The organism is Emticicia agri (assembly GCF_004168285.1).
GTDB classification, from domain to species: Bacteria; Bacteroidota; Bacteroidia; order Cytophagales; family Spirosomataceae; genus Emticicia; species Emticicia agri.
The window spans coordinates 17,004-41,251 of sequence record NZ_SEWF01000020.1 but is presented as its reverse complement, the minus strand read 5'-3'; the positions used below and the strand labels follow the sequence as shown (position 1 = coordinate 41,251).

20 protein-coding genes are annotated in these 24,248 nt (G+C 39.1%); 5 read left to right on the top strand and 15 right to left on the bottom strand.

From position 1 onward, the window contains the following. Window positions 1-167: 167 nt before the first annotated feature. Together EWM59_RS14460 and EWM59_RS14455 are read left to right on the top strand one after the other, a co-directional pair. Window positions 168-533 (top strand): Hpt domain-containing protein, encoded by a 366-nt coding sequence (locus tag EWM59_RS14460; protein WP_130021751.1) that lies wholly within the window; start codon window positions 168-170, stop codon window positions 531-533. A 218-nt stretch (window positions 534-751) separates the two neighbouring features. After that, on the top strand, window positions 752-3,223 hold the full coding sequence (locus EWM59_RS14455; protein WP_130021749.1) for a response regulator: 2,472 nt from the start codon (window positions 752-754) through the stop codon (window positions 3,221-3,223). Here the strand turns inward: EWM59_RS14455 and EWM59_RS14450 are convergent. From EWM59_RS14450 to EWM59_RS14415, 8 genes are all read right to left on the bottom strand, one after another. Next, window positions 3,208-3,915 (bottom strand): DUF4412 domain-containing protein, encoded by a 708-nt coding sequence (locus EWM59_RS14450; protein WP_130021747.1) that lies wholly within the window; start codon window positions 3,913-3,915, stop codon window positions 3,208-3,210. The two genes, EWM59_RS14455 and EWM59_RS14450, sit on opposite strands and share 16 nt — an antisense overlap. Window positions 3,916-4,068: 153 nt before the next feature. Next, entirely contained in the window at window positions 4,069-5,397 is a 1,329-nt protein-coding gene (gene sufD / locus EWM59_RS14445; protein WP_130021745.1) for a Fe-S cluster assembly protein SufD, read from the bottom strand. A 1-nt stretch (window position 5,398) separates the two neighbouring features. Further along, a complete protein-coding gene (locus EWM59_RS14440; protein ID WP_130021743.1) occupies window positions 5,399-5,779 on the bottom strand; it encodes a RidA family protein in 381 nt (126 codons plus the stop codon). Between the two features lie 15 nt (window positions 5,780-5,794). After that, window positions 5,795-6,559 carry a Fe-S cluster assembly ATPase SufC gene (gene sufC, locus EWM59_RS14435; RefSeq protein WP_130021741.1) on the bottom strand — a complete coding sequence of 255 codons (765 nt, stop codon included), beginning with the start codon at window positions 6,557-6,559 and terminating at the stop codon, window positions 5,795-5,797. 255 nt (window positions 6,560-6,814) lie between these two features. Further along, window positions 6,815-7,861: an adenylate/guanylate cyclase domain-containing protein gene (locus tag EWM59_RS14430; protein ID WP_130021739.1), complete on the bottom strand. Its 1,047-nt coding sequence runs from the start codon at window positions 7,859-7,861 to the stop codon at window positions 6,815-6,817. Beyond that, a complete protein-coding gene (locus EWM59_RS14425; RefSeq protein WP_130021737.1) occupies window positions 7,858-8,232 on the bottom strand; it encodes a response regulator in 375 nt (124 codons plus the stop codon). Before EWM59_RS14425 ends, EWM59_RS14430 begins: the two co-directional genes overlap by 4 nt. A 29-nt stretch (window positions 8,233-8,261) precedes the next feature. After that, window positions 8,262-10,415: a sensor histidine kinase gene (locus tag EWM59_RS28405; protein WP_229239364.1), complete on the bottom strand. Its 2,154-nt coding sequence runs from the start codon at window positions 10,413-10,415 to the stop codon at window positions 8,262-8,264. Window positions 10,416-10,559: 144 nt separating this feature from the next. Beyond that, window positions 10,560-11,930 carry an ATP-binding protein gene (locus EWM59_RS14415; RefSeq protein WP_130021735.1) on the bottom strand — a complete coding sequence of 457 codons (1,371 nt, stop codon included), beginning with the start codon at window positions 11,928-11,930 and terminating at the stop codon, window positions 10,560-10,562. Between the two features lie 209 nt (window positions 11,931-12,139). On the opposite strand from EWM59_RS14415, the gene EWM59_RS14410 reads away from it, so the two are divergent. After that, the gene (locus EWM59_RS14410) at window positions 12,140-12,790 is read left to right on the top strand and encodes an HD domain-containing protein (RefSeq protein ID WP_229239363.1); all 651 of its coding nucleotides are present in this window, start codon (window positions 12,140-12,142) and stop codon (window positions 12,788-12,790) included. Window positions 12,791-12,889: 99 nt separating this feature from the next. On the opposite strand, the gene EWM59_RS14405 is transcribed toward EWM59_RS14410, so the two are convergent. Continuing rightward, window positions 12,890-16,075, bottom strand: a complete 3,186-nt coding sequence (locus EWM59_RS14405) for a cyclic nucleotide-binding domain-containing protein (protein ID WP_165372184.1) — start codon at window positions 16,073-16,075, stop codon at window positions 12,890-12,892. 498 nt (window positions 16,076-16,573) lie between these two features. Between EWM59_RS14405 and EWM59_RS14400 the strand changes: the two genes are divergently transcribed. Further along, window positions 16,574-18,010 (top strand): arginine deiminase family protein, encoded by a 1,437-nt coding sequence (locus EWM59_RS14400; protein WP_130021731.1) that lies wholly within the window; start codon window positions 16,574-16,576, stop codon window positions 18,008-18,010. 150 nt (window positions 18,011-18,160) lie between these two features. Next, window positions 18,161-19,102: a glycoside hydrolase family 43 protein gene (locus tag EWM59_RS14395; RefSeq protein WP_130021729.1), complete on the top strand. Its 942-nt coding sequence runs from the start codon at window positions 18,161-18,163 to the stop codon at window positions 19,100-19,102. A gap of 88 nt (window positions 19,103-19,190) precedes the next feature. Here EWM59_RS14395 and EWM59_RS14390 read toward each other — a convergent pair whose 3' ends face one another. The 6 genes from EWM59_RS14390 to EWM59_RS14365 form a co-directional block, all read right to left on the bottom strand. After that, window positions 19,191-20,225: a cobalamin-independent methionine synthase II family protein gene (locus EWM59_RS14390; RefSeq protein WP_130021727.1), complete on the bottom strand. Its 1,035-nt coding sequence runs from the start codon at window positions 20,223-20,225 to the stop codon at window positions 19,191-19,193. A 114-nt stretch (window positions 20,226-20,339) separates the two neighbouring features. Beyond that, window positions 20,340-20,786: a DinB family protein gene (locus EWM59_RS14385; RefSeq protein ID WP_130021725.1), complete on the bottom strand. Its 447-nt coding sequence runs from the start codon at window positions 20,784-20,786 to the stop codon at window positions 20,340-20,342. Window positions 20,787-20,806: 20 nt separating this feature from the next. Next, entirely contained in the window at window positions 20,807-22,174 is a 1,368-nt protein-coding gene (locus EWM59_RS14380) for a glycine-rich domain-containing protein (RefSeq protein ID WP_130021724.1), read from the bottom strand. 78 nt (window positions 22,175-22,252) lie between these two features. Next, on the bottom strand, window positions 22,253-22,603 hold the full coding sequence (locus EWM59_RS14375) for a GNAT family N-acetyltransferase (protein WP_130021722.1): 351 nt from the start codon (window positions 22,601-22,603) through the stop codon (window positions 22,253-22,255). Between the two features lie 62 nt (window positions 22,604-22,665). After that, window positions 22,666-23,415 (bottom strand): 3-keto-disaccharide hydrolase, encoded by a 750-nt coding sequence (locus EWM59_RS14370; RefSeq protein ID WP_130021720.1) that lies wholly within the window; start codon window positions 23,413-23,415, stop codon window positions 22,666-22,668. Between the two features lie 22 nt (window positions 23,416-23,437). Further along, window positions 23,438-24,247 carry a sugar isomerase domain-containing protein gene (locus tag EWM59_RS14365; RefSeq protein WP_130021718.1) on the bottom strand — a complete coding sequence of 270 codons (810 nt, stop codon included), beginning with the start codon at window positions 24,245-24,247 and terminating at the stop codon, window positions 23,438-23,440. Window position 24,248 lies beyond the last annotated feature (1 nt).

The following is a 24,248-nucleotide window of genomic DNA, read 5'->3' as shown; positions in this document are numbered from 1 at the left end:
ATTTCGTACCTTTGCAACAAGTTTCTACGGTAAATCCTGCACGTGGTATAGTTTTTGACCAGACTATTATAGTATATTTTCAGACGACTTTTGCTAATGCTAAAAAATGTGTTTTTATTTTTTTGCACAAATTAAAAAGGATAAGATACGTCCTGTACTAATCAATTATGTTTGAAACTCATCAGTTTAATACAATTCTTGACAAAGAATTTCTCCTTGAAAATTATGATACGCTTGAGTATCTTTTAGAGGTTTTCGGCGATTTTTTAGCACTCATGCCAGAGGAAGTTGAAGAAATCAAAGCAGCACAAGCCGAAAATGATAAAGACAAAGTAGTGAGAAAAATTCATGCCATAAGCTCTGCGGTGGGTTTTGTTGGTGGCATTGATTTATCAGACCGGATGAAAAAATTTGAGGTAAAAGCAAAAAACGACCCCGATTTTGACATTGCGAATGAGGAATCACAGGCAATAGTCAACGAAATTGATGCGTTTATAGGCATCATTCAACAAGAGTATAATCAACTCAGCTAAAAAGAAATTCTTCTGTTATAAAAAAACTCAAAGTGCCTTGGTTAGTATTAATCAGGCACTTTTCTGCATAAATTTTCACACCTTAGTTTTAATTTAATCTTAATATAAAAAATAATTATCCAGCGGTAGCATACTGTTATCTGGTATCTGCTTGGCTTGATTTTTGCTTTGTTATTGGGTAATCAGATGTCTTACAATTTCAGGCAAAAACACCCACTATGAGCTTTCAAAGCAATATACCGATGATAGATACAGATGAACAAACAATCTGGTCGAATAAATACGTCAGGTTCTTTAAAAGTACGATTGGTATTCATAATACTATCGATAACATGATGGGTGTGTTACTGCAATCGCTGAAAAAGTTAGACATTGCCGAAAAAATCTACTACGTACATTTTCTTCCGTCTGGTGTAGCCGAAATAGCCTATAGTACCGATGCGTCGTTGGTGGGGCTCAAAATCCCATTCAGTAAATCGCACGATCTTACCGAAAATACTTTCAGACTTATTGAAGAAGACATAGCCTTGTTCAGTTTTGAAAAAACGGCCAGAAAAGTAATTGTACAGGCCATAAAGACCGACCATACCACTGGACTACTGGTAAAAGTGTGTGCCGAAGATGCCAATATTCATACAGCCTACCGTTATTTTTCATTACTCTGCAAAATCAGGTTTGAAGAGATTGTTTCAACCTACCAGACTACTACCGATTTAACAGAACTCAATATCCGGTTTGAATCTATTCTGAGTAAAAGTCCGATACCGATTGTCTTTGTTGACGAAAGTGCCAATGGGGTATTTATGAATACAAAGGCGTACGATTTATTTGGTTTTTCTTCTGACGAACCTATTAATTCACAAAAAATTGCAGAGGGGTTCAGCAACCTTATTACCAAGCTGCAAAACAAAGAAGAAGTGCAAGCCAAAATGCAGGAATTGATGTTTTCGAACTCAATTGACCGGTGGAGGTGGAAATTCGGTGCGCCTATCAACCGTACCTATAATGTGATTACACAGTTAATTCATGTAAACCGCTATACAGGTAGAATCTGGATTTTTGAAGATGTAACCATCGAAGAACAGGTAGAAGAACGCCTGCAGGTGATAAATCATCAGTTGATTCATCTGGCTGAAAAAGAAAGACGGGACAATGTAATGAAAACCACTTTCCTGGCGAATATGAGCCATGAAATTCGTACACCGATGAACGGGGTAATTGGGGCCGTGAGTTTGCTGGAAAACACGGTTTTATCGAACGAACAATTTGAATTGGTAAATATTATCAAGAAAAGTGGAGAAAGCCTTATTTCGTTGATTAATGATATTCTGGACTACTCGAAAATAGAAGCAGGAGAACTGACAATCCAACCGGAGGTGTTCTCATCAGTTGAGTTGTTTGATGATTGCGTAGACGTATTTTATGCGACTGCCCTCGAAAAATCTATACAGTTAAGGGTAATGCTGAATCCGAATGTACCTGTGTATATCAGGGCTGATAGAAACCGGTTACGCCAGATTATCCTGAATTTTGTTTCCAATGCGGTTAAATTTTCGCCTAACGGAAGTTGGGTAACTATTAAGGTTTCAGCCAGAAACATTGACGGAAAGCCTACTTTATCTTGTAAAGTTATAGATCAGGGCAAAGGCATTGATGCCAATGAACAAGAATTGATATTTGACCGCTTCAAACAATTAACCAATAAGCACTCGGGAGGTACTGGTTTAGGGTTAGCGATTTGCAAGCGTCTGACTGAAATGATGGACGGTATAATTGGCGTAAAAAGTAAGCTTCACGAAGGGGCTGAGTTTTTCTTTGAAGTACCTTTTGAAAATACTGATTCAAAACCGATTCTTCTGGGAGACCTGTTTATAAAATATGCCAATACTGAGGCTTGTATCTGGACTGTGGACTCGCAACAAGCCGTTGAAACATTTGAGCAGTATTTTAAAGATAAGAAATTGGAATTGGTTGCCTTTGGCTCACCGGAGAAGTTTTTTGAAAGCCCTCAAAATTCACCGTCAATGATACTTGTGGATTCGATGCAGGTAAAAGGCGAATTGGAGAAGGCTATCAGGGTTTTCAGAGAAAACGGGGTATCAGAACAAGTGCCTATTGTTGTCATGAGCTATAGCCACGAAAAAGAAGCCAAAGAATATGCAAGGTTAGGATATAGCGATATGATGATTAAACCATTGAAGTTGAAAAACGTGATGAAAATGGTTGAAAAATGGGTATTCAAGACTGTGGTGCAACAAACTGTTCAGAAACAAGAAGAGAATAAACCTGAGAAAATATTAAACGACCACAGAGTATTGGTGGTAGAAGATAATGAGTTTAATCAGAAAATACTGAAACGGATTCTTGAAGGGGTAATGGATGAATTTGATATTGTTGATACAGGCGAAAAAGCCGTAGTTGAAGCGAGGAAAAAGAAATATGATTTGATTTTTATGGATATTCAGTTGCCAGGCATTAACGGTATCATGACCTCAAAACTTATCAGAGAAACTTATCAGGATACTGACCAGCCGTTTATTATTGCGCTCACAGCCGATGTATTTCTAAAAGATTCAAGTGCTTTGGAAGAGGCAGGTTTTGACGATTATCTGCCAAAACCTTACCGTCAGAAAGAGATACTGGGCAAAATTGAGAATTACCTGCAACGCCAGTCTCACATGGTTTTATAACCTGCCGTTGAGAACTTGGTTGGTTTGCTGCTTACTTCGGTACAAACCAGGCTATATTTATCTTTCGATTTCTTATTGGTAGCTTGTATCTCAAGCGGAATGCCTTTCATATCAGCAGGCATGGGTGTACCTGTGCTTTTAGCTAATTGCTGGGCCATAATTTTATAAAAACTTGCCGAATTAATAGGCAATTTCTCACTCATCCACATCGAAGAACTGTACTCGATATTTTCGGTTACCCATTCTTCGCAGGCATAACCTAAAATAGTTTTGGTACGGCCTGTTTTTTTAGGAGTGGAAACCTTCGTCTTAGGGTCATTCTGCATATCATTCATGGTTTTATCCAAATCAAACGGAATACCCATCACCATTTTCTGGTCTTCCATAAACATAATCATCGATTTGTCTGTGTAGTCAATTACTCCCCGAATACTCGACCCCTGCTCCATATTCATGGCAATACCGAAGATGTTTTCTTTACCTACCGGAAAATACCACATCTGCTCACCTTTAGAAGCCTTTCCTTCCTGAATAGCTGTTACCTGAAATTTAAGAGAGCCTGCAAAATTATATTCCGGCTTAGGTTTTACTTTTTTACCACTGGTCATGCCTTTAATAATATCATCGGCACTCTGGGCATGAGAAAATACACTTACGAATGCTAATACTACAACCAACAGAATGTTTTTCATGAGATAGAATCAGTTTTGTGTGAAAATACAATAATCTCCCTATCAAACGAAAATGAGCGTCTTATGTTATGGGTTATTGATTAAATGGAGGGTAAGTCCACAAAAAAATCTCCATAGCACTATGGAGATTTTCAATATATACGTTATAATTCCTTACTTTCCTAAACTTGCCAGTTTATCAACAATCAATCCTTCAAGGTATTCTTTGATAGAGTCGATTTTGATTTGAGACACTACATCTTCGGCAAAAGCTAATAACTGCAAACGAATTGCCTCTTTCTTCGGAATCCCACGCGACTGCATATAGAAAATAGCTTCATCATTCAGTTTACCTGTAGTAGTACCGTGTGAACATTTCACATCATCAGCCCATATCTCTAACTGCGGTTTGGTATTCATGGTTGCCTCATCGGTAGTTACCACATTGCGGCAGTTCTGATAAGCATTGGTTTTTTGTGCATCCTGACGTACAAAGATTTTACCATTGAAAACCCCTGTCGATTTATCCATCAGAATCCCCTTATACAGCTCATTACTCTGGCAATTAGGTTTGCGGTGGTCAACCAGAGTATGGTTATCTACGTGTTGCTTGCCTGTTGGTAAATACAGTCCATACATGTGGCTCTCTATATGCTCGCCGTCTAAAACAATATTCAGGTTATTTCTTACAAAACCACCGTTTACTGTAACTGTAGCCGAGTAGAAGTAACTTCTGTCTTGCTGATAAACCTGTGTAGTGCCAATATGATGCGTTTTGTCGCTTTCGTTTTGCACTTTGTAATAATCTGCTCTTGCATCTTCAAAAAGCACAAACTCTGTAACAGTATTAATAAAATATTTATTATCACCTATAGTACGGTAGGCTTCTGCTATTTTCACTTCAGCGTTTTTGCCTACTACAATCAGGTTTCTTACCTGTGAGCCAACGTCTTCTTTACGGGTATCGCCAATAAAACGAAGGATAACGGGCTCTTCTAAAGTTTTATTATCTGCTATATGCACCACTACCCCATCTTTTGCCAAAGCTGTATTCAGGGCAGTGAAAGCGTCATTTTTATAGTCGGCATATTGGGCAAAATAGCGATTGATTACCTCGGGCATTTTCTCTTGCGCTTCGGCAAAAGGCACTACCTGCAGGTGTTCGCCCGGGCTTTCGATATGGGATAATTCTGCATGAAATACGCCATTAACAAAGTACAATACATTGCCTTTCAGATGTGGCAGATGTATTTCTTTTAAATCTTTATTGCTGAAATCAGAACTTGCTTCAAAATTGTAGTTTTGTTTTACAAGGCTCGACACATTGCTGTATTTCCATTCCTCATGTCTGATAGTCGGGAAACCCAGTTGAGCGAAGTTTTTCATGGCTTCGCTACGCAACTGATTAACAGGCAAAAGGCTTTTGCCATTCAGTTGGGTTTGTAAAGTCTGAAAATCAGCAATTAATTGATTTTTTAAATCTGTATTTTCTATAGAACTCATCTTATAATTCTGCTACTGCTTCTAATTCTATTTTATAACCAAAGTGTAATTCTTTAACCGGAATGATAGACCTTGCAGGTCTGTGACTTCCGAACAATCCGGCATACAATTGGTTGACAATCCCCCAGTGTTCTCCGTCTGCAATATATATCGTTGTTTTCACAACTTTTTCGAGGCTACTGCCTGCTTCTTCCAGAATCTGCTTCAGGTTATCAAAAACCGCAGCAATCTGCTCTTCTATGGCAGCATCAACAGGTAGTTTTTCGGAGGTTTTTATTCTGATGGGTAGAATACCTGACGTAAATACATAACCGTTACTCACAATTGCATGCGAGTAATGACCTATGGGTCTGGGGCTATCAGCTACCTGAATAATTATCATAATTGGGTAGATGGGTTAAGCTACTTCAAGCGAATCAACTTCTGCTTTAATCCAGTCATAACCTTTTTCTTCCAGTTCAAGTGCCAAATCTTTAGTACCCGATTTCACGATTCTTCCTTTGTATAATACGTGTACAAAGTCTGGCACGATATAATCTAACAAGCGTTGATAGTGCGTTACTACAATAAATGAACGTTTTTCGTCTCTTAGTTTGTTTACACCTTCGGCTACAATTCTTAAAGCATCAATATCAAGCCCTGAATCAGTTTCGTCAAGAATACATAATTGTGGCTCTAACATAGCCATCTGAAAAATCTCATTCCGTTTTTTTTCTCCGCCAGAGAACCCTTCATTCAGCGAACGTCTTAACAAAGTATCGTCAATTTTCACCAATTTTGCTTTCTCCTTCATTCTTTTCAGAAACTGCGCTGCATCTAAAGATTCCTGTCCGTTATATTTACGTATTTCGTTGATAGCAGTTTTAAGGAAATTAACGGTAGTTACACCCGGGATTTCGACAGGGTACTGAAAGGCAAGAAAGATTCCCTCTGCGGCTCTTTCTTCAGGAGACATATCTAATAAATCTTTACCATTGAACTCAACAGTACCATTGGTTATTTCATAATCTTCTCTACCTGCCAGCACTGAAGCAAGTGTACTTTTTCCTGAGCCGTTTGGTCCCATAATTGCATGAACCTCGCCCGGTTTTACCTCAAAATTTATTCCACGTAATATCTCTTTCTCCTCAATTCTCGCATGTAAATTACTGATAGTGAGCATTTTTAAGCTTTATTTTAAATGATTCTTGACTCTGATTGTAGTATTCTCTGATAGAAACTAAAAAAATTAGGCTGCAAAGATACAACCAAAATAGCCAAGATGCTATTCTTATTCAATTATATAACCCTAAATAATGGCAGCTCGTTCCTTTTAGCCTATAAAATTTGATATATACGTAATAAATATGTCTCGTTTATTTCAAAAAATTATAATTCATCAAAAAACAGTATGAAAAACACGGAATATCATTCCGTGTTACGCCACTACTTCGTAGAGTTTTACAGTTTTTGACTTATTTTTCAGAGTTACCTCCCCTACTTCCTTACAATTAAAAGACTCTTTTACCTGCTCATAGGTTGCTTCGCTGATAATAATCTGCGACGGTTTAGCGGCCGACTGCAATCGTTGGGCTGTATTCACGGCATCACCTATAACGGTATAGTCAAGGCGTTTCAGTGAAGCCGAGCCTATATTACCCGAAATCATTTCACCGGTATTGATACCGATAGATACCTTAGGCAGATAAGTAGCATGATTAGGCAATACCTCTTCAATTTTATCAATAGCTGAGCGGACAGCCAGCGAGGCCTCAATGGCACGGTCAATGTGGTAATCACCTTTAAAAACCGCCATAACGGCATCACCCATAAACTTATCTACGTATCCTCCCTGGTCTATAATACCTTTCACCATTACATCAAAGTATTTATTAATCAGGTTTACTACTATATCGGGCGACTCTTTTTCTGAAATGGACGTAAAACCACAAATATCAATGAAAACAACCGTGGCCTGAATAGTTTCGTTGGCAGTAAGTGATTTTTCAAATTCCTGACTATTCATAAATTTCAGGACTGTTTCATCGACATACATTTTCAGGATGTTGTTTTCTTTGATAGCCTGTAAGGTCTGGCGTAGTTGAACTACGTGCTTGATGGTTTTTTCAACCGTTACTTCAAGGTCTTCGAAATTGATAGGCTTAGTTAAAAAATCAAAAGCACCCCGGTTCATGGCAATTCTGATATTGTCCATATCGCCATAAGCCGAAACAATAACCGCCTTTAAAAGCGGATGATTGTCGGAAATTTTACTCAAAAGGGTCAGTCCATCCATTTCCGGCATATTAATATCACTCAATATCATATCAATATCCGGAAACTCCTGTAATATTTTAAGTGCTTCGGCACCATTCTGCGCAAAGCTGAATTCGTATGTTTTTTCTCTGATTTGTCGGCGGAATTTCTGTTTGATGAGTGTTTCTAAATCTGCCTCATCGTCCACAACCATTATCTTAGCGTTCATATCGAACTTACAAGTTTTTGTTTGAGTTCTACAAAATCTAAAGGCTTGGTCAGGAAATCGTTAGCTCCTAATCTAAGCGCCTGGGCGTGGCTTTCTTCATCCCCATAAGCAGTAATCATCATGATGGTAGGCGGTGCACTCGGAGAGGTTGTCCGGATTTGTTTCAGCAGTTCTAACCCACTCATGCCGGGCATATTAATGTCAGATAAAATCAGTACTGCTTCTGAATCCTGGCCTTCAAGGTATTTCAGCGCTTCTTCTCCTGAGCCACTAAAAGCAAAATCAAATTCACCTGCCCTGATTTCCCGACGAAAACGTTGTTGGAATAAAGTTCTTACATCTTCTTCGTCATCAACTACTAATATTTTCATAATACTTGGGTTAAGCAATTAAATATATTTCAAAGATAAGGCAATTTGATGATAAACATTGTTCCCTCTCTCTCTTTTGTTTCCACTTCTATAGACCCATTATGGCTTTTGGTAACAATATCATAAGTCAGCGACAAGCCTAATCCGGTGCCTTGTCCGGTAGGTTTTGTAGTAAAGAAGGGCTGAAAAATTTTTGCTTTTATATGCTCCGGAATACCTGTACCATTATCGCTCACCCGTATTTCAATACTGTCGGTCAGTTTTTTTGTACGCACTATTACCTGCCCTTTGCCCTGCATATCTTTTACGGCATAAAAGGCATTATTGATAAGGTTCAGCAATACTCTGCCAAAATCCTGGGTAATCAGCTGAATCATCGGTATGCTTTCATCAAGAATGGCTTTAAAATCGGCATTGAAACTTTTGTCTTTGGCTCTTATGCCATGATACGCCAGACGCAGGTATTCATCGGCCATAGCGTTCACATCGGTTGGTTCTTTTTTGCCCGAGCTTGTGCGTGAGTGTTCGAGCATCCCTTTTACGATACTGCTTGCCCGCTTGCCATGATGATTTATTTTTTCAAGGTTCTGTGCAATGTCTCCTAATAGTTCTTCTTCCAGTTCTTCATCCCGTTTGCTTTTTTCTTTCTCCCGTTCTTCTTTCAGTTCCTCAATCAGTTCCTTACTCAGTTCAGAAAAATTATTCACAAAATTCAGTGGATTTTGTATTTCATGAGCAATGCCTGCGGTTAGCTCGCCTAATGAAGCCAGTTTCTCACTCTGAATTAACTGACTTTGAGTAACTTTCAGTTCTTGTAATGATTGCGCTAACTCTGCGGTTCTTTCGGCTACTTCCTTTTCCAGTATTTCATTCTGTGCTGCCAATATCTGTTGTTTTTCCTGTTCATACGCCAGATTTTCAGCAGATAGTTTTTCTATTTCTACCAGTTTCTTACTAAGTGCCTGATGTGTTCGGGTGTATTCTCTTACCAGCGATAGCGATAAACCAATAGGAATACTAAAAAACATAATGATTATAAAGAATATACCCAGATTCATAATAATACTGCCCGACCCATTACCTGTGGTACCCTCAATAAATAAAACAATAATAGAAAGTAAGGCACAACCGGCTACTACAAGCAGCGAGTAAATAGGTACTTTAGCATTTGAATCTTTTCTTCGATCGGCAAGGATACTGACCCTGATAAAGTCAACAAACAACAAGAGAAACGGCAGCCATGCCTCCACAGAATAAGGCATATCCCAGTTAAAAATATAACTGAACATACTGATTGTTACCAACAAGGCCTGTACATAAAAGATAATACCAAATTTCTGATTCAGGTATTGGTATAACGACACATTGATGAGAAAAACACCGGCATAGGTAGTGATAACCGAAAGTAGCCCATACACTTCTTTTGATGAAATTTCGGTCTGGTAACTTTCTATACTTCTCAGAAAAAATGCCAGTGTCAATGCCAGCATGGTGAGCCCCAAACTTAAACTTACTTTTCTCGCTCTGTTTGAGGCATAAAATGAAAAATGAAGAATAGTAAAAATCAGAAAAATACCCGTAAAAAAATAAAAGAATCCGGAAGTACGATTGGCCTGTTCTTCAAAAAACTTACCTACGTCCTGCGCTCTATGTACTCTCAGATGAAAGGTTTCGGAGTTGGTACCAGGGTAATAGAAATTATCTTTGGAAAATGAGTACCTAACAGCCAATACATGCTTGTTGGTATCAGACAAAACAATGGGCAACGAGGTAGTAGAAACCTTCGTCTGTTCTTCGTCGTCGTTCTTACTTACTACCCCCAGCTTATGCAAGAGTTTACCATCAAGGTAAATTTCGGAGGCTCCCATCTGTTTGACACTGATAGAGAGCGGCTTGTTTACCAATGCCTGTGTAACTTGTATAGGTCTTCTGAACCAGGCTATTTCAGACTCACGCAGTTTCGGAAACTCTTCGATAGATTCAGCCACCTGAAGTTTATCCCAAAGGCTATCATTAAATTCAGGTTTCGCCCATGCCGGATTGTCTCCGGCATGCCATTTCCAGTGGTTACTCAGCGTAACTCCATACATGGGAATAGAATCAATCGGAGTAAATTTCCTTGGTTTCTGGCCTTGTGCCTGTAAGCCTATCAGCAGTATAATAAACAGGTAAAAATGCTTCATTTATTTTCTAATATCTTCTTATATTTCTTAAAATTGAGTGATTTAGCGGCCGCCGCGCGGTGATTAATTGATTAATTTACAGAGCTTTAAATAATCACGCAATCACCGCGCGGCGGCCGCTCATTTACTAAATCACTAAATATATTAATTCACAGGTATAGTAATCACAAACTCAGTTCCTTCTCCTTCTGTTGAATTTACTTCTAATACACCACCATGTCCTTTGGTGATAATATCAAAGGCTAACGACAAACCTAAGCCTGTGCCTTGTCCGGTTGGTTTAGTAGTAAAAAATGGCTGAAAAATCTTGTTTCTGACACTTTCTGGAATACCCGTGCCGTTGTCACGTACTTTAATCACAATTTCTTCCTCTTTTTCCAGAAATTCTGTGGTTACTTCTACCATAGGTTTATACCCATCAATACCCAGCTTTGCTTTTTGTTGCACTGCGTAAAATCCATTATTAAACAGATTCAGCAATACACGCCCGAAATCCTGTGGAATAATATTTACTTTAGGTACTTTAGGGTCTAAGTGTGTCTTGAAGTCGGCATTAAATGTTTTGTCTTTAGCTCTTAGTCCATGATACGACAACCGCAGGTATTCATCGGCCAGGTCGTTCATATTTGTTTCTTCTTTTTGTCCGGTACTAGTGCGTGAGTGTTGCAACATACCACGAACAATACTTGCGGCCCGCTTGCCATGATGGTTGATTTTTTCCTGATTCTGCACCAAATCACTTACCAAATCTACAATTAAATCTTTATCCTGATCTTCTCTGTCCAATTCTTCCTGCAATTCTTTGGCTAATTCCACACTCAATTCAGAGAAATTATTCACAAAATTCAGCGGATTCTGTATTTCGTGGGCTATACCTGCGGTTAATTCGCCCAGAGAAGCCATTTTTTCAGCCTGTACTAACTGGTTCTGTGTAGCTCTTAGTTCGGCAATGGTTTCTTCGAGTTCGTTTTTCTGTTTGGTAAGTTCAGCCGTTCGTTCTGCTACCTGATATTCCAGTTCCTGCTTTTTGGCCTCATTCCTGATTCGCTCTTCTTCGGTTTTCTGCCGCTGGGTTTGTTCTACTTTATTTTGCTTATGTGCATAAATACCAAAACCAATCATCCAGAAAAAAGAGAACCCATAAGCTGTACCGAATATTTCTTCATATTCTTTATAAAATGAAGGGAACAAAAATTCAAAAAACGTATTGATAAAAATCATGATTACCACAGGTAGAACAGCCGTAAACAAAGTACGTGTATTGCGGTTGTATCTGGCCCTGTAAATAAGAAATGCTCCTACCAGAATAAACACCTCGTAATACCAGTCGTTAATGAATTTCATACCGGGCAAACCTGCCAATAAGAAAAGTGGTATTACAAATAACCAGGTTCTCTGCAATATCTTGTCGAGTTCCGGGTATCGGTTAGGTGTATCGTAATAGTTGCGTAAAAAGCGTATTACAAAAAATGTAAATATGCCTTTTTCCACCATTTCGCTGTAATCAACTTTCATAGTGTTTTCAGAATAAGTCGGGTAAATGTTAGTTTGGCTACAAAATACTCAATGTTTTGTCGGGTTGGTGTCTCTACCATCATTCTCAACCAAAAATAGCGAAGAATCCTGCAAATTACAATTTTAAGGTATTAGTTAAAGACAGTTTATGTTTTTAGTCAGAAAAAAGTATAGCAACAGGATTATTTGAATAAAATTTGTCATAATATTTGCAATATAAAAACCCGGAACTATTAAGAGTAGTTTTCCTATCAGCCAAACCTGAAGTACAAATGAATTTTGAAAAGGCAGAAGCCTATGTTTTTGACAAATTAGAAGATAGTTTATCTGCTACATTATTTTATCATGGCGTACACCACACTATTGATGTGTGCAAAGCCGTGTTGCAGATAGCTATAGCAGAGGGAATCAATGACAAAGAGACCTTGCTATTGTTGCAGACAGCAGCACTCTACCACGATTCAGGTTTTATCAGTACCTACAAGGGGCATGAGGAAGAAAGTTGCCGTCTGGCCAGATTATCCTTACCTGATTTCGATTATTCTGATGAAGAAATTGAGACTATATGTAGTCTGATAATGACTACTAAAATACCGCAGAATGCGCATACGCATCTGGAAAAAATTATGGCAGATGCCGACCTTGATTATTTAGGGCGTGAAGACTTCTGGCCTATTTCCGACTCTCTTTATGAGGAATTAAAAGAACGTGAAATGGTAACAGATAGGAATAGCTGGAATAAACTACAGATACAATTTCTTGAAAGCCACCACTATTGGACAGACACGGCTAACCAATGGCGTACCCCTAACAAACTCAAACGCATTGAAGAACTAAAGGCGAAGATGGAAATTGAGTGAATGGTTATAAATTGTGAGTTAGCAGACCAACTAAGATTTATGAAAATCATCGCACCACTTAGATTAAATCACTCAATCGCTAATTCACTCAATATAAACTCACTGCACCGACAATCTTCTTAGTTTATCATTCTGGGCACGTATGCGCTGGCAGAGAATTCTTAATACACTTCTCAGTAATTCGTCTCGCTCTTCCATCAGGTCGTAGAAATCGTCCTGGTCAATTCTGAATAGCAGGGCATCGCTTTTAACCAAAGCCGTTGCCGAGCGAGGCTCTGAATCGAGCAAGGCTAATTCGCCAAAAATATCACCCTTGCCAAAAGTAGCAAAAACTACATCATGGTCAACAATCCCGATTTCGCCAGAGTATATTACGTACATACAATTGCCTATGGCCCCTTTCTGAAAAATCTCCTGTCCTTCATGATACGTTACTTCGTTCATAATCGGCACAATTGAGGTCAGCACGTTCTCGGGGGTTTCAGAGAATAACTGTGTATTTTTCAATACAATTACTCGCTCCAGTTCAGATATTTCGTTTTCATCATGTCCGTGTTGCATAGCTAAAATATCTTTATATTTTTCTGTTAAATCCGGGTTATTGAGTATAATCTCTTTGGTGGCTTCGTTCAGAAGTTTTTTCTGTGAGCCAATATATTTTTCAAAAAGCTGGTTTTTATTGGCCTTAAACTCCCATTGACGCAAAGCCATTACAATAGTCCAGTCGCCAAATGCAAGGTTACCTTTTTCCAGCACATATTGTACAATAGGCTTGGTTTTAATACCTTTATTAAAATACGCATCAAATACTGCTATCTTTTTATCAACCTCGGTTTCATCTAACATGGCGTGCAGGCACTTATAAATATCCCTCGGAATAATATTATCTAAAATCTCTAAGGCATTAGCTCTTTTCTCTTTCGACGAATGTTCTACGCCCATCATGGCATCCTGTACCATATCTTTATCATAAAGCAGCATCAGCAGATAAAAAATTCGGTTCGATGATTGCCCCAGTTCATATTGCAGTAAAGTGTCTTTCAAGGTAATAAATCCATGTAATACCTGATAGGCATGCGCCAGTTCTTCCTGCAGTAGTTTTTCAAACATGGCCTCATAATCCTCTGCATTGGTTCGTCTGCTTAATACTTTCAGCGCCATCTGCCTTACATGCAGCGACTCATTCTGCGCCAGGCGTATCAACAACCTTTCACTGGCAAGGCTTTGGTATTTTTCGCTGAATAATACCACTTTTTGTAATAATCCGGTATCGCCCCCTTTCGATAATGCCTCTACCTCCTCAAAACCTCTTCCCCCTGATTTTATCAGGCTGTTGATGGCTTTTTTGCCCCATAAGCGGTCTTCTAATAATTGTACAAGACTTTTTATCAGCACAGGCGAATCAACAGATCCTGCTACCTCTATGGCTTTCTCTTTTATCTCTCCTGTTTCTTTTTCAAGGCATATTCTTACAAAAGTTTCATACTCTTTCAGATGCAGAAACGCTATAATCTCCAAAGCCACATAGATATGCGAGGGCTCTGTACTGGCGCATAATGCATCAAGTTTTGCTTTTGCCTCAGTTCTTTGCAGTTTCCAACAGGCTATAATAGCCCCCTCGACTGTATAAATATTTTTAGCGTTCAGATAATGGGAACGTTGTTCAGGCGAAGAGGCTGATGCGCAGGCTATTTCTGCCGAAATACGCCGGGCAAGCGGGTCTGTTTCATTTTCATTAAAAATCCTCAAAAACTCTGCATCTAAATGTAAGTGCATATTTCTGATAACTGTCAGAATATGCAGACGCACTTTATCAGATTTATTCTTTAATAATAACTCTACCTGATGCTGAATCACTTTAGGCTCAAACTTCACTATCCAGTCAATGGCACTGATTACTTCTTCTGGTTTATCGCTTGTCAGGTTCTTTAAAATAATTCCGAGTGCATCGCCCTGTACCACCAGTTCATTGCTTTTCAGAAAGCGTTTGCTCAGGGCATTTTTCAACTCTATAATATAGCGTTTGTAGGCTTTGTTCAGAAAAAATAACGCCAGTAACGACAATAGTACTGTAAAAGCAAAGGCTATCCAGATTTCAGACGAATGAACAAAGTAAGCAATCAGCAACAGAATACCGGCAATACCCATTCCAAGCGGCTCATAAAAGCCTTTTGCCAGCGTATGTCCTTTCAATCGCTGTTGTGTTGATAGTGGTTGAAACATCACCAAAAAAACAGGGTCGAAAGCTGTTCTTCTCAATACTTCAAAACACAGATAAGCAGCACTGAAATCGAATAAGAGCGAACTATCGTCGTGCTGATAAGACGACATACCCACCAGTAAAACCGACATTAATAAAGTCCCTATCGGCAACAACAACAAGGCATTTTTAAGCCCGAATTTATCAATAACCTTGCTCGAAAACAGTAGCTTTACTATGGTAGAAATAGCATAAGTAATGGCTAATAAATACCCCACAAACTGAATGACATCGTGCTGGCTGTGGAATTTATACTTTACATTCACAAAGAAATTATACTCAACCCACGTAGCCGATGCCGCTATGGCTACCAGACCAATACACATTTCAAAAACCAAACGACTACCACCAAAAAGCGTTTCTACCATTTTTGATTCGGTAGGGCGACGGATTTTATTCTGATGATGGCTGGGTATTTCGGTAAGTTCAAAAGTGCGTTTCTGGGTAAAAAAAGCTAAAAGAAAAGTAACAAAAGCCACCAGTACCAGAATAGCCAGCACTGAAGTAGAATGAATAAGTGCCGCCAGAATTGCCCCAATGGCTTTGGCTGGCACATCGCCAGACCCGATTACACTAAAAAGCCTTTTACTTTGCCGCACATCAAAGACCAGTGCCGAAACACCCCAGAACTCTAAATTCACTAACAAATAAATAACCCTGAACCCCACCATGATGCCAATGGCCACAATAGTAGAATGATTAAAAAACAGGATTGTGCCAATAATGATTGATAGCACCAATACGGCTAATAAAACTCTGACGCTAAGTTTCTTTAAAACCAGATGGTGTTCATAATATTCATAAATCTTACCTACGCCCATCATGGCAAAAGTAGAAGCAATATAAGCAACAGGTAAGGATACTTCGGGGTGGTGTTCGAGTAAAATTAAGTTAGCTGATACATATACTAAGACGGTTCCTATACTAATAAAAAAATTGTGTAGGAAAAACAATATAAGCAGTCTTGATTCTTTTGGGCGTTCTTCTGTCTGGGCTACCCCACTCATACTTTTAGATTCAACCATTTGCATTTTTGAATGGACAATGCAATTTAGGAATGTTTTTTTAAAGATTTGTTAAGTTTCCGAAATTGCCCCTAAGAAAGAAGCCTGAAAATGTTGGCTATTTTGAAATCATTCGGATAACTTGTATTATTGCAAAATAAAATGGCATTTTTTAACGAAGATATCGCACTTTCTCAAAACACAAATTACCCCGTAGGTAATGTGTATGACAGTGCTTTGATTACTCTCAACCGCCATTTCTGCCAACCGCAACCGATACTGGTTGCCTTTTTTCAGCTTTTGTTCTTCATGGCTCAATTCGGGTTTTACTAATGAGGTTTGAATTAATCGTCTTGAACTTTGATTGACCTGATTTGATGATTTCGCTGAGTTACTATTTAAATTATTCTGAGATAATAATTCAATTAAAGTTATTTAATCAATGCGATCAGGTCAATCAGCTAAATCACAGTTCAGACAAAATCACACATTCACTCAATCACTCATTAGATACCTCTTATGCAAAATATATTTGTTTCTTCCGAAGTAGGCACACTTCGTCGCCTTATTATTCATAGCCCAGATAGTGGTCTGGGCAAAGTAGTACCCTCAAAAGCACAGGACTGGTTATTTGAAGACATTGTTCACCTGCAAACCATGCGTCGTGACGAGTACGACTACTATTTAAAGATTTTGTTATATTTTCTCGACAAAGAAAAAGTACAGGGCAAATTAAAGGAAATTGATGCCGATACAAGTCGGGATTTCTATAAGCCCGAAAAAGAGAAATACTTCAAATCGGATAAAGTAATAGAGTTTGAAAGCCTGCTGGCAGATATTCTTCACATGCCGGAGGTACGTACCGAACTTACTGCGGCAGTATGTGCTATAGAAGAATGTTCGTTTCAGTTTCAGAAAGAATTAGCTAAGTTATCGGTAATTGACTTGGCCAAGGTGCTTATTACAGGTACTATGCCTTCGAACAAAATGCTCTTTCCGCCGATTCCGAACCTGATTTTTACCCGTGACATCGGGATTGTTGTAAACGACCATTTATTGCTGAACAAACCAGCCAAATATGCCCGCACCCGTGAGTCTTTATTAGCCAAATATATCTTTTTCAACCATCCTGTCTTTGCCAATTTAAGAGGCAAGATTATTGAGATTACAGAAGACGAAAATCATTTTCTGTTAGCTGAAGAAGAACAGGAAGGCCGTCTGAATACTTTAGAAGGTGGAGACGTAATGATGGTAGCCCCCAATCATTTACTAATTGGTGTGAGCGAACGCACTACAGTAGAAGCCGCCCGACAAGCCATTGATTTGCTTTTTGCCAAAAAAGTAGTAAGCAAGATAACCATTATCAAGATTCCTCAAAAACGGGACTATATGCACATTGACACCATTTTTACACAAATCAAGTGTAATGTATGGGTACTGTTAGGTTCATTGGGAAGAGTGCAGGAAGAAGCCGAAAAGCAGCAGACTTGGGAGCAATTGGGGCAAAAACCCGGTTATGAAACATTGATTATTAAACAATTTATTAATAAACCTGATGGCGTAAAAATCAAGGATTTTGCCAATCTGGAAGACCTTCTTGGTTCGGTTACGAGAGACGACCTAAATTGTTATGATGAAATCAAATTCATTTACTCGGGCAATAACCAGTTTCCGTATGGTGCCCGGGAACAATGGACTGACTCATGTAATTTATTAGCTTTAAAAGCAGGGGTGGCAATCGGGTACGACCGCAACGACCATACTGCACAGGCATTCAGAAATGCAGGATTTAAAACCATTAATGCCATTGAATTACTGGAAAAATTTGAAAGCAACGAATTATCGCCGGAAACTTTAAGAGATACTATTATTATGTTGCCCTCAGCCGAACTCTCAAGAGCCAGAGGTGGCTCCCATTGCATGAGTTTGCCTATTCTGAGAGACAATGCAATTTAGGTTTTTATTTGAGCAGAACCAGATAATCAGGTGAATATCGCACGGGTGCAAGAAAGAATCGTTCTCAATGAAAAACTATAAATTTAAGAGAACGATTCTTTCTTTAATTTTAGTCAATACATTAATATCAAACACAACCCATTAAACCTTATGAAAACCAGACTTCTATTCTTCCTACTCCTTTACGCTACACAGATTTTTGCGCAGAAAAAATCCTATTATGTCTTTACTTCTTTCAGAGATAACGGGCAAGATGGTCTTCACCTGGCGTTGAGTAACGATGGCTACAACTGGCAACCCCTCAGAAATGACCAGTCGTTTCTGAAACCACAGATTAACCATCCTGATAACCTCATGCGTGACCCTGCCATCAAACAAGGCCGTGATGGCACTTTCCACATGGTTTGGACAGTGTCGTGGAATGGTGATAATGGCAAAATAGTGGGTTATTCCAGTTCAAAAGACCTTATTAATTGGAAACCCCAAACGGCAATTCCGGTACTGGAACACGATACTGATGTAAGAAATGTATGGGCACCGGAGTTATTTTACGACAAAAAACAGAAAGACTGGATTATCTACTGGTCATCGACAGTCAAAGGAAAATTTGAAGAAGATATTACCAACCTGAGCGAGAGTAAATACAATCATCGTTTTTACTATGTGCGCACCAGAGATTTTGAGCATTTCAGCGAAACCCAGCTTTTGTATGATCCGGGTTTCAATTGTATAGATGCCACTTTATTCGAAGATAAAGGCAAATTTTATCTTTTTCTGAAAGATGAACGATTGAAACCTGTAAAAAAGAACTTAAGAATGGCAGTCGGCGAAACACCCGTAGGTCCTTTTAAAGACTTAACCGCACCTTTTACTATCAGTTGGGTAGAGGGTCCATCAGCCATTAAAATCGGAGATGAATATTATGTTTATTTCGACCACTATACTAAACCTCATTACTATGGTGCTTACCTCTCAAGAGATTTAAACGACTGGCAGGAAGTTTCAGCACAAATGCGCTTCCCCAAAGGCATGAGGCATGGTAGTGTGATAGAAGTTTCTAAGAAAGTAGCACAGAAATTATTGAGAGAATAATTAATCGTGAATTTGCGAATGACGAATTAGTGAATAATTCAATAATTAGTATATTCGCTAATTCATCATTCGCAAATTCACGATTACATTATCCCAACCGTTCACGCATGGTTTTTGCTCCATCGCACATGGCTTTTAGTTTCTGGCGTGAGGCCCAGCGGGCGGTCTGACTTAACCCACAATCAGGAGCAACTGCCAGTTTTTCAGCCGGAACATATTTCAGGCAAAGTTCTATTCGCTCCATTACGTCTTTTACGGTTTCGCAGTAATAGTTCTTTACGTCAATAATGCCCACTGCCACATCCATTCTCTGCGCAAATTCGGCAAGCAATTCTACTTCATCAAACTCACGGTTGGCCATTTCAATATGAATTTCATCAACATTCATATCCAGAAACTCAGGTAACATCGGGTGTAATTTCCGATACCCTACCGGGCGTCCCTTGAAATTACCAAAGCATAAATGTGTGGACACACGTGCCTTGCCTACCACTCCGGCAATGGTACGATTAAAAATATCTACAAATCGTTTGGTATCCTCTTTATATGCATAGCACGACATTGAGGGTTCATCAACCGTAATTTCGGTGCAACCTGCGGCCACCAGGTCTTCCAGTTCTTTTCTTACAAAAGGCAGTAGCCCTTCTGTTACCTCAAATCGGTCTTTATAGATTTTCCCATCAGGCAACATACGTCCTGATAAGGTATAAGGGCCCGGCACAGATGCTTTCAGAGTATAACCTTGGGGGGCTAATCTTGCCAGACGCTGGTATTCTTTTACGGCTCCTAATCCTTTAGGTGCAGTTAGCGGCTCAACAATCGAATGTTTGCCACGCTGGTCGTGCGCAGGTGGCCCAAACTTACGGGTTTCTGAATGATTGGGTTCAAGTCCTTTGATAAAGCCATAGAAAGATAAATTAAAGTCAAGGCGGGTTTGTTCGCCATCGGTAATTACATCCAATCCGGCAGTAGTCTGGTCATGAATAGCCGCAATCACCGCATCTTCAATCATTTCTTCTATATCTGCTGCCCCGAATTTATCAAGGTTCATAGAAGAGAATTCCAGCCATCCCGGAAAAGGATAACTTCCCACAACGGTTGTTCTAATAGGTATAGGTTGCATAAGTTTATTTAGTGAATGTGTGATTGAGTGAATTAGTGATTAAGGGCGAATTAGTGAATAGTTTGTGTTAATCAATATATTTGTAATCACTCATTCACTAAATCACTAACTCACTCATTGATTAATAAGCCTTCTATGATAATTAATTTGTCCTAAGTGATAATTGAAATGGCCGTACAGATGAATCAGGAAATACTCGTTAGTAGCTTGTCCGTCATTGTACTCTTCTGTATGGTTTTGTGCTAAAACTTCATCAGTAAGATTAGTGATTACCTCTCTCAGCATCTGTATTGTCTCTTCAATCTGCTGAATCAAGGTGGCTCTCGGTACATTTTTATCTGAAAATTCTAAAGGGCGATTTCTGATATAGCCTGTATTGCCCAATTGAGCCCCTATATAATGATTCAGGTTACCCATCAGGTGGAGACATAAATTACCTGCCGAATTTTTGATTTCCGGCCTGACTTGCCAGATGATTTCCTCATTCGTATAGGCTTCTATCTCAGCTTTCAGTTTCAGTAAATCTCTGTCGAATAGTTTGATTAATTCAGTTTGTAGCATATTTCTATATTTTAATCGCATCAATCTCCACCACCACAACCTCCGCAGCCACTACTACAACCTCCTCCGTCCCCTCCTCCATCACCACTACCGCACGAACTGCTGCTGCTGTTGTTACCTATGTATCTACCTTTTTCCATATAATGTGGGTCAAATGCTGCATTAATACCATTTTCGTTGTTCAGTAAGTAAAAATCAGTAAAAAGATAGGCTCCAGCGATAGTGGCAAAATCAAAACTATGTGTATTTTCTTCTATTGTGGTTTTTATACTTTCTCTGCTGTTTATCGAAAATTTACTTAAAAAATATCCTATTAGAATATATAGGATTATCATTACAACCAAAAAAACCACAGGTTTTTGATTACCAACTCCTTGAAAAAGGCGTATAACTCCTATCAGCAAAATAATAAAATGGAAGATTAAAAAATAACTTCCTCTCGATTTAATAGCCTCTTTTAATGGTGTGGTTAATTTGACAAAATAAGCGGCATGATTAAGCAATATAAGTCTTACGGATTTTATACCAATATTTTCATTCTCATGTGCCTGAATACTATAAAAAAGTGGTTCAGTTTTATCAAATGTATGTTTAAATGTTTCACCATTAAAAGTCAATAACCCTTTTTCTACCAGATTTACAGTCAACATCCGCATGGTCGTTTCCTGACCCGCATACACTGCCGAAACATGAAGTGGATGTAATTGCCTTCCAAGATTGATAGCCGTATTTTCTTTAAAAAATTTATTGGCATATATCAGTGTAAACCCAATCAGCATCAACCCTGCATAAAATCCTAAAAATTCGGGTCCGTCTAATCGGTACGGGTTTTTAGTAAAATATAAAAGAACTGCTAACGCAATATCACTACCTATAAGAATCCTTTTTACAAATGGTAAATCAAAAGGGCTTCCGATTTCTTCATAAACAGGTGCTCTGAAAGGAGAATTTTGCGGAAGGTATTTTTCCAGATCAAAACCTTTCGGGAGCGGCCAGATAGACTCGGGAGGAATTTCTCCAAACTCTTTTATATAAGCAATAATGGTATCATCATACCATTTAACATGCTTTATGTTTTCACTTTCACCGCCTTTACTTGGGTAATGATGTACCTCTTTACCCAATGTTTTTTTACAGAATTCATTCCAGTAGTTATCGGTATAAGTCAGATGCAGATGCCATACTTTGTCAATCTCTTCGGAAGGCGAAGCACCATTGGGTTGCGTGATACACAAATAGATAAATTTCTTGTACTCACTGATTGCCAGCGCTGCCAGTGGTTTTGACCAACTTTCTTCCTTACATAGTTTGTCTGAAAACTTTACTTCAGCATTGGGGTCGTCCAGTTTAAATTCGCAGATTTTTTGCCATAATTCGGTGTTTTTCATAAAAAAACAGTTTTATTGTGTTTCTATAATATAGCCAAAATCTTGCAATTTATTTATATGCATCAGATTACCAAATTATTAAATCTTCAAACGCATTTTTACATAATCTTTGCCACTTTTCTGAAAAACTTCTGAGCCTGTTTCCATGCCAAACTGCTCATAAAAGCCTATGGCTGTTACCCTAGCATCGCAGATAAGTTCTTTTATACCGAGGTATTTTGCCTCTTTAATCAGAAAATTCAATAGTTGTGTGCCATAGCCCTTACCCTGATAAGCGCTATCAGTAGCAAACTTTCTGAATTGTGCCTGTTCTGCTTTGATAAATAGCGAAATTACTGATACTAATTGGTTGTTTTCAAACAATCCATAATGCAAACCGTCGGCATCGTCAGGCAAAATCACAAAGTCAATGGGTTTATCAGGCCACATGACCTTGTGACGCAATGCCCGGGTTTCATACGCTTGTATTTGTTTAAGGTCAATCAAAATGTTTATAATTCTCTAATCCAGATATTGCGGAACGATACCTCTGAACCATGCTCCTGCAAAGCAATAGGCCCTTTACCTGAATAATATTGGTATGAGGGAATACCGATATACTGAATAGTACCCTGAATCTCAAAATGATTCAATATTAAAACGCCATTCATCAATACAGTTACATAAGCAGGCGTTTCTACCGAGCCGTTGTATCTGAATTTAGGCGCAGTAAAGAATATATCGTAGGTATTCCATTCGCCTGGTTTCAGCATAGAATTAGCCATCGGTATCACCTGTTTATACACACTCCCTGCTTGTCCGTTGGCATAAATAGGCACTTCGTTATTATACGAGTCAAAAATCTGAATCTCATATTTGCCATGTAAAAACACCCCACTATTTCCCCCATTCGGATAACCCATTTTTTTCGAGTCCAAAGGTGTACTAAACTCTACATGCAATTGAAAACTGCCAAACTCCTGTTTGGTTCTTAGCTCGCCTGTGCCATTTTTGGCAATCATTGCACCATCTTTTACAAGCCATTTAGCCGGAGCCTTATCTTTGGTTTGCTGCCAGGCATCAAGGCCACTGCCATCAAAAAGTATTACTGCATCAGATGGCGCACCACCGGGAGTTTTGGCAGGTACTACCAGTTTGGGTTTAGGTTCCCACACCTCAGTGGTTTCAGGGACTTTAAAATTCTGGGCAAATCCGCCCAGGCTGATAGCTGCTAAGGCAAGCTGACAAATAATTTTTTGCATAGGTTAAAAACAGACAGGGTTATTAATGGGTCTTGTTGTCGGATACATAACTCGCTACACCTACTTTGGCATACATATGGGCTATGCGATGGGCGTGTTCGTCATAGGCGGCTTCAAACAATTCGGTAGCTCTTTGCGTACCAACTAAAGCACCGGCAGTGAGTACTTTAGGCGGATGTCCGGCCTGTGTCAGATAATCGGCTACCTGTGCTTTAATACTATTGATGAGCATGGCTCCCCCAACAGTTGAACCGGGTGATACAGGCGTATCCAGGTTTGGCACATGCACCATTGAGTCTCCCACAGGGGCTCCTGTATCCAATACCAAATCGGCAAAATCATTTAACTTCTTTCCATCCGGGCGTTTGGTAAGGCTGGCTTCCAGATGGTCTTTGGTTACCAAAGCGACTACTTTAATGCCTCTCTGCTGAAAAATCTCTGCCATTTCAACAGGTACTACATTGGTACCTGACGACGAAATAACCAGCGCCGTGTCAACCGTAGATAAATCGAAATTACGTAAAATGCGGTCGGCTAATCCGCTTACATTTTCTAAAAACATGGCCTGACGTTGCCCATTAGCACCAACCACTAAATTATGAAAGGTCAAGGAGAGTTCTACAATCGGATTAAATCCCGGAAATGAACCGTACCGAGGCCACATTTCTTCTACCATAATACGACTATGACCCGACCCGAATGCATGCACCATTCTTCCTGCCAGAATCGAATCGGCAAACCATCGGGCAGCCGTTTGTATTTCATTTTCCTGCTGCTTTACTGTTTCTACAATCGCCGCACATTTATTCAGATAATCCTGTATGACACTCATT

What these genes read in the sequence shown, in the direction of transcription:
- EWM59_RS14460 (WP_130021751.1), top strand. Translation starts at nt 168, where the DNA reads ATGTTTGAAACTCATCAGTTTAATACAATTCTTGACAAAGAATTTCTC.
- EWM59_RS14455 (WP_130021749.1), top strand. Translation starts at nt 752, where the DNA reads ATGAGCTTTCAAAGCAATATACCGATGATAGATACAGATGAACAAACA.
- EWM59_RS14450 (WP_130021747.1), bottom strand. Translation starts at nt 3,915, where the DNA reads ATGAAAAACATTCTGTTGGTTGTAGTATTAGCATTCGTAAGTGTATTT.
- sufD (WP_130021745.1), bottom strand. Translation starts at nt 5,397, where the DNA reads ATGAGTTCTATAGAAAATACAGATTTAAAAAATCAATTAATTGCTGAT.
- EWM59_RS14440 (WP_130021743.1), bottom strand. Translation starts at nt 5,779, where the DNA reads ATGATAATTATTCAGGTAGCTGATAGCCCCAGACCCATAGGTCATTAC.
- sufC (WP_130021741.1), bottom strand. Translation starts at nt 6,559, where the DNA reads ATGCTCACTATCAGTAATTTACATGCGAGAATTGAGGAGAAAGAGATA.
- EWM59_RS14430 (WP_130021739.1), bottom strand. Translation starts at nt 7,861, where the DNA reads ATGAACGCTAAGATAATGGTTGTGGACGATGAGGCAGATTTAGAAACA.
- EWM59_RS14425 (WP_130021737.1), bottom strand. Translation starts at nt 8,232, where the DNA reads ATGAAAATATTAGTAGTTGATGACGAAGAAGATGTAAGAACTTTATTC.
- EWM59_RS28405 (WP_229239364.1), bottom strand. Translation starts at nt 10,415, where the DNA reads ATGAAGCATTTTTACCTGTTTATTATACTGCTGATAGGCTTACAGGCA.
- EWM59_RS14415 (WP_130021735.1), bottom strand. Translation starts at nt 11,930, where the DNA reads ATGAAAGTTGATTACAGCGAAATGGTGGAAAAAGGCATATTTACATTT.
- EWM59_RS14405 (WP_165372184.1), bottom strand. Translation starts at nt 16,075, where the DNA reads ATGGTTGAATCTAAAAGTATGAGTGGGGTAGCCCAGACAGAAGAACGC.
- EWM59_RS14400 (WP_130021731.1), top strand. Translation starts at nt 16,574, where the DNA reads ATGCAAAATATATTTGTTTCTTCCGAAGTAGGCACACTTCGTCGCCTT.
- EWM59_RS14395 (WP_130021729.1), top strand. Translation starts at nt 18,161, where the DNA reads ATGAAAACCAGACTTCTATTCTTCCTACTCCTTTACGCTACACAGATT.
- EWM59_RS14390 (WP_130021727.1), bottom strand. Translation starts at nt 20,225, where the DNA reads ATGCAACCTATACCTATTAGAACAACCGTTGTGGGAAGTTATCCTTTT.
- EWM59_RS14385 (WP_130021725.1), bottom strand. Translation starts at nt 20,786, where the DNA reads ATGCTACAAACTGAATTAATCAAACTATTCGACAGAGATTTACTGAAA.
- EWM59_RS14380 (WP_130021724.1), bottom strand. Translation starts at nt 22,174, where the DNA reads ATGAAAAACACCGAATTATGGCAAAAAATCTGCGAATTTAAACTGGAC.
- EWM59_RS14375 (WP_130021722.1), bottom strand. Translation starts at nt 22,603, where the DNA reads ATGTGGCCTGATAAACCCATTGACTTTGTGATTTTGCCTGACGATGCC.
- EWM59_RS14370 (WP_130021720.1), bottom strand. Translation starts at nt 23,415, where the DNA reads ATGCAAAAAATTATTTGTCAGCTTGCCTTAGCAGCTATCAGCCTGGGC.
- EWM59_RS14365 (WP_130021718.1), bottom strand. Translation starts at nt 24,247, where the DNA reads ATGAGTGTCATACAGGATTATCTGAATAAATGTGCGGCGATTGTAGAA.